At 50.9% G+C, this 4,413-nt stretch carries 4 protein-coding genes; 2 read left to right on the forward strand and 2 right to left on the reverse strand.

Going from position 1 to position 4,413, the window contains the following annotated elements; translation table 11 throughout:
* The first annotated feature begins 237 nt into the window (after positions 1 to 237).
* Together GOB87_RS16220 and GOB87_RS16225 are read left to right on the forward strand one after the other, a co-directional pair.
* Positions 238 to 1,998 (forward strand): Hint domain-containing protein, encoded by a 1,761-nt coding sequence (locus GOB87_RS16220; protein ID WP_166319096.1) that lies wholly within the window; start codon positions 238 to 240, stop codon positions 1,996 to 1,998.
* A gap of 134 nt (positions 1,999 to 2,132) precedes the next feature.
* Entirely contained in the window at positions 2,133 to 2,402 is a 270-nt protein-coding gene (locus GOB87_RS16225; protein ID WP_166319099.1) for a helix-turn-helix domain-containing protein, read from the forward strand.
* Positions 2,403 to 2,723: 321 nt separating this feature from the next.
* On the opposite strand, the gene GOB87_RS16230 is transcribed toward GOB87_RS16225, so the two are convergent.
* Both GOB87_RS16230 and GOB87_RS16235 read right to left on the reverse strand, forming a co-directional pair.
* A complete protein-coding gene (locus GOB87_RS16230) occupies positions 2,724 to 3,803 on the reverse strand; it encodes an IS5 family transposase (RefSeq protein ID WP_166319102.1) in 1,080 nt (359 codons plus the stop codon).
* A 389-nt stretch (positions 3,804 to 4,192) separates the two neighbouring features.
* On the reverse strand, positions 4,193 to 4,413 hold a 221-nt coding region (locus GOB87_RS16235), incomplete at its 5' end, for a DUF6118 family protein (RefSeq protein WP_242006534.1).

Below are 4,413 nucleotides of genomic sequence, written 5' to 3' on the forward strand. Positions count from 1 at the left end.
CCGATCTGCTCAAAACGCAGATCAAAAGCTCCCCCAAAAACCGTCAATCAAATCGTCAAAAGCCTGAAATCACGAGCCAGGCGCATCAACCAACGGTTCTTCGATCCCTCCTGTTAGGTTTTTCTATTCCAGTTGATGTTTTTGTTGTGCAAACAATTTTTCTATGAAATAATTCCGAGGAAAAATTCATGGAGCAGGTGGGATTTGCCTCACTTGCGCAAATCAGGAGTTATGAAAATGAGTCTTCTCTATGGATATGATAATACTGTAACAGACAGTGGGAGCTACACATTAGTTCCCACAGGATGGGTTCTCGGACTCCTTTCCATAGGAGGAGCAGGTGTAACATTTACCGGAGATATTACTGATACATTATCGTTTGGCGCTTCATTAATAAGTGCAGTTAACCCCTATATTGTTACGCCAGAAGACGGTGCAAACGTTACAGTTGATGTTTCATCAAGTGTTCTTGGTGCGTTAACGGGATCTTCTTTTACCGCCGATGGTGGGACTATAAATATTACTGGAGATAACGCTATTTCTGCTCTAAGCGGAAATAGTTATACAATTGAGAACGGCGGCACCATAAATCTAGGAACGCTCTCAACATCAGAAATCAGTGCATTAGGCGGCTCAACTATCACCTTTGGTGATGGTGGCGGCACCTTGGTGATTACACCAGCTAGTGGTGTAACACTTTTAACTTTCAGTAATATTTCCGGCTTTGGAAACACTGGATCTACTATAGAAATACCTGGATCTAGTAAAGTTACAAATGCAACATATAACAGCACTTCAAACACAACAAGCATTACAACAGATACTGGGATTACTGTTGAAGTTTCTGGTGATTATACCATTTCCAATAACTCTCTGTATCAACAAGAAAGTGGTGGAAACCTGTACATCAGCGCTTCTCCGACCAATAGCTTAGGAACAAGTGCTGTCCTTGTCTGCTTCCTATCTGGCAGCATGATCCGTACATCGAAAGGTGATGTTGCAGTAGAAGATATCCAGATTGGCGATCAAGTCGTTACTTTTGACTGGCGAAACAATCAGGATGTCATTCGTCCAGTCGTATGGACAGGCAAAGGACACTGCAAAGTACGATTTGACCTCCCCGACGATGAGGCAGGCTGGCCTGTACGTGTGCTCAAAGATGCCATTGCCGATGAAGTGCCTTACAAGGACATGCTAATCACCGCCGAGCACTGTCTGTTCTTCGAAGACAAATTCGTTCCCGTACGCATGCTCGTTAATGGACGATCGATCTTCTACGACAAGTCCATCACGTCCTATGATTACTATCATGTAGAGACCGAACGGCACTCCGTCATTACGACAGACGGAATGCTCACGGAGAGCTACCTCGACACCGGCAACCGTCGCTCCTTCCGTCAGGAAGGCAAGGTCGTATTGTTGGGCGGAACGCCCCGAAGCTGGGAAGAGCATGGCGCCGCAGACCTGTCCGTTTCCCGTGAAATCGTAGAGCCTCTCTTCCGCCACCTCGAAGCCCGCGCGGAGACAAGTGGTCTCACCAACACAGCTACTGCCCTAGTCCTGACGGAAGATGCCGATCTGCACCTCGTCACGACGGACGGCCGAGTCATCCGTCAGGCTCGCCAAGCCAACGGCTACGCCATGTTCATGATTCCGTCGAACATAACATCGGTCCGCATCGCCTCACGCACTTGCCGCCCCAGTGACACGATCGGCCCCTTCGTCGACGATCGTCGTCATCTCGGCGTTCTGGTCGGCGAAGTGAGCCTTTTCGACTCACGGCAAACACGGAAGATTGACACGCACCTGACCGATGCAGGCCTCCTCGGATGGGATGTACAGGAAGCTTCACCCTGCCGATGGACGAACGGTAACGCTCTTCTGCCGCTCGGTAAGCGCCAGCCTAACACCTTTGGAATGCTCGCCATCCAGATCCTCGCGGCCGGGCCTTACAACATTTCTCCCGAGACAACCCAGGCCGCAATCCATAAAGCCTGATGAGACCGAAACCCGCTCCTTCCCAGAAGCGGGTCTTCCTATAGACAAATCCAGTAAGACATATGACCAGCCTTCAGAAACATCAGACCAAAGTCATCCTTCAGGAAACCGAAGGCCGAAACACAACCCCTGCCATGGAACTGGCCAAGAAAATTGGCGCACTCCGCAAAACCAGTGGAATGAGCCAGGAACAGCTGGCGCTGGCTCTTGGCCTTTCCCGCTCCGCGATCGCCGCGATGGAAACTGGACGCACCAGTAGCGCACGCAAGCACATTCCCATGCTGGCGCGAATATTTCAGGTTCCCTCTGAACTCTTTGTCAGCGGCATGGTCGAGAAAGAAGTCTCCATGACCCTTTCGACAGATGAGGTCGATCTCATTGGTCTCCAGCTCGTTCTATTATAAAAATAAAAATCCCTCTTTTCCCCGGTCAGGAGTGGTGCCTGGCATATTCCAATCGTGAGAAACGATTTATTATCTCAATAGAAGGCAGAAATATATTTTATATTAAAGAATATGACAGAATAGGGTCTCACTATCGCACAGGTGGAACGATCAATTTTCGGAATTGGATCAAACGTGCCGCCGCATCTGGAGGGATCGAAGAACCGTTGGTTGATGCGCCTGGCTCGTGATTTCAGGCTTTTGGCGATTTGATTGACGGTTTTTGGGGGAGCTTTTGATCTGCGTTTTGAGCAGATCGGGGACTGCTCTCCCGCTGGATGACTATGCGCTCGCGTTCAATCTTTCGAGGAAGAGGAAGCGGCGCATGTTGTAGACGATATTGGCCAGCCCGATCCTCATGGTGGCCCGGGTGATACCGACAGTTCGGATGAACAATCCCGTCTGTGATTTCTGGTCGGCAAAGACGTGCTCGACGCGCGATCGGATCACGGACTTTCCAGCATTCGATTTCTGGATATGTCGGGGCATAGGCTTGAGATGCGGCTTTTTTCTGTGAACCTTTGAGACAAAACCCTCTTTGTCCATGAAGTCCTCATTCGCTTTCGAGCGATAAGCTGTATCAGCCCAAACGCTTGAGGCCGTATTGGTTTTATCTAACAGCCCCTCTCTCAATCGCGCACCATCACTGGCGGCGGCATCCGTCGTCTTCCATTTTCGGATGAACCGAAACTTCCGGTCGATGGAGACGTGGGATTTGTAGCCAAAGAACGGGATGGCGAGATCGCTCGACGGTATGGTTCCATCGTCCTGCCGCTTCGCCTTCGTGAACTTAAGTGTCCATCGTGCATGACGATCCTTATGCGACATCTTTGCGGGCTTGTCCTGCCAGTCTTCTGGAATACGTCCTGCCCGGAGATCCGCTTTCTCAGCCTTCGTATTGCGCTGCTTTGGAGCAGCCACCAGTGTTGCATCCAGGATCTGGCCGGACATCGGGAGATAACCGGCGTTCCGCAGGGTCGCGTCAAATCGGTCAAACAGCCTTTCAATGGCACCCGCCTGTGTCAAACGCTCACGAAACAGCCAGACCGTTTTGGCATCCGGCACGCGGTCCGACAGCCCCAATCCCAGAAAGCGCATGAACGACAGGCGGTCGTTGATCAGATACTCTGTCCGTTCATCAGACAAATTGTTCAACGTCTGGATGACCAGAATTTTGAACATCAGCACCGGATCAAACGGCGGACGTCCGCCTTTACTTCCGTCTGAATAGGCCAGAGCCAGCTCCAGATCAGGGCGGAACACCTCAAAATCCACAGTCCGGGAAAAGGCCTCCAGCTGATCGCCAAGCCCGCTCAACCGGGCAAGGCGCTCTTCAACATCAAAAAAACCAGGCTGCTTCATCTTCCACCATCCCCAATCAACGCCGAAGAAATGGAATCACACAGAACAGCTCAGAGCCAAGGGTTTTTCGAACCCTCCAGTTGCGCCCTGTCGAGAACAAGGGGCAGGCCAAGTTCGCCTTCTGAACTTCATGCCGGGGCAAGATGCCCCGGCGCTGCCACGGTGAACTTGGAGACGGTATACCCGATCAATGCACAGGCAATGTCAGTAACGTTCTGGAATTTGTTTTCCTACGCGCCCTAGCGCACCAAGACAGAACGCTTGATGTTAACATAATATCCCAACGTGGTAGCAATATGCATTTTTCCTGACACGTCAGGCTGATCCGTCAAAGAAATCCAGTTTCTTTGACATGTCATATTCTACTGTCGGCTTTTATCCCCTGAAGACTATTCCTGCTCTGCCGGAACAGTGATAACATAGGGTTTCTGAGTTTTTTCCTGACCCGATGCCGCTTTCTGGCAGGCTGCAATCCTGTCTCTGTTGGCCTCAACCAGCAGGCTGTCCTCACGTACACGTTGCCAGCCTTCAGGATTGCTGACCGCCATCATCATGGCCCCAGAGTTCCAGCGATCTTTCTCCCCAACAATAAAGGATGCCACTCGCGTCC

This window comes from Acetobacter estunensis (assembly GCF_011516945.1).
Classification (GTDB): Bacteria; Pseudomonadota; Alphaproteobacteria; order Acetobacterales; family Acetobacteraceae; genus Acetobacter; species Acetobacter estunensis.

Coding starts and splice junctions, on each gene's coding strand:
- GOB87_RS16220 (WP_166319096.1), top strand. CDS start 238: ATGAGTCTTCTCTATGGATATGATAATACTGTAACAGACAGTGGGAGC.
- GOB87_RS16225 (WP_166319099.1), top strand. CDS start 2,133: ATGGAACTGGCCAAGAAAATTGGCGCACTCCGCAAAACCAGTGGAATG.
- GOB87_RS16230 (WP_166319102.1), bottom strand. CDS start 3,803: ATGAAGCAGCCTGGTTTTTTTGATGTTGAAGAGCGCCTTGCCCGGTTG.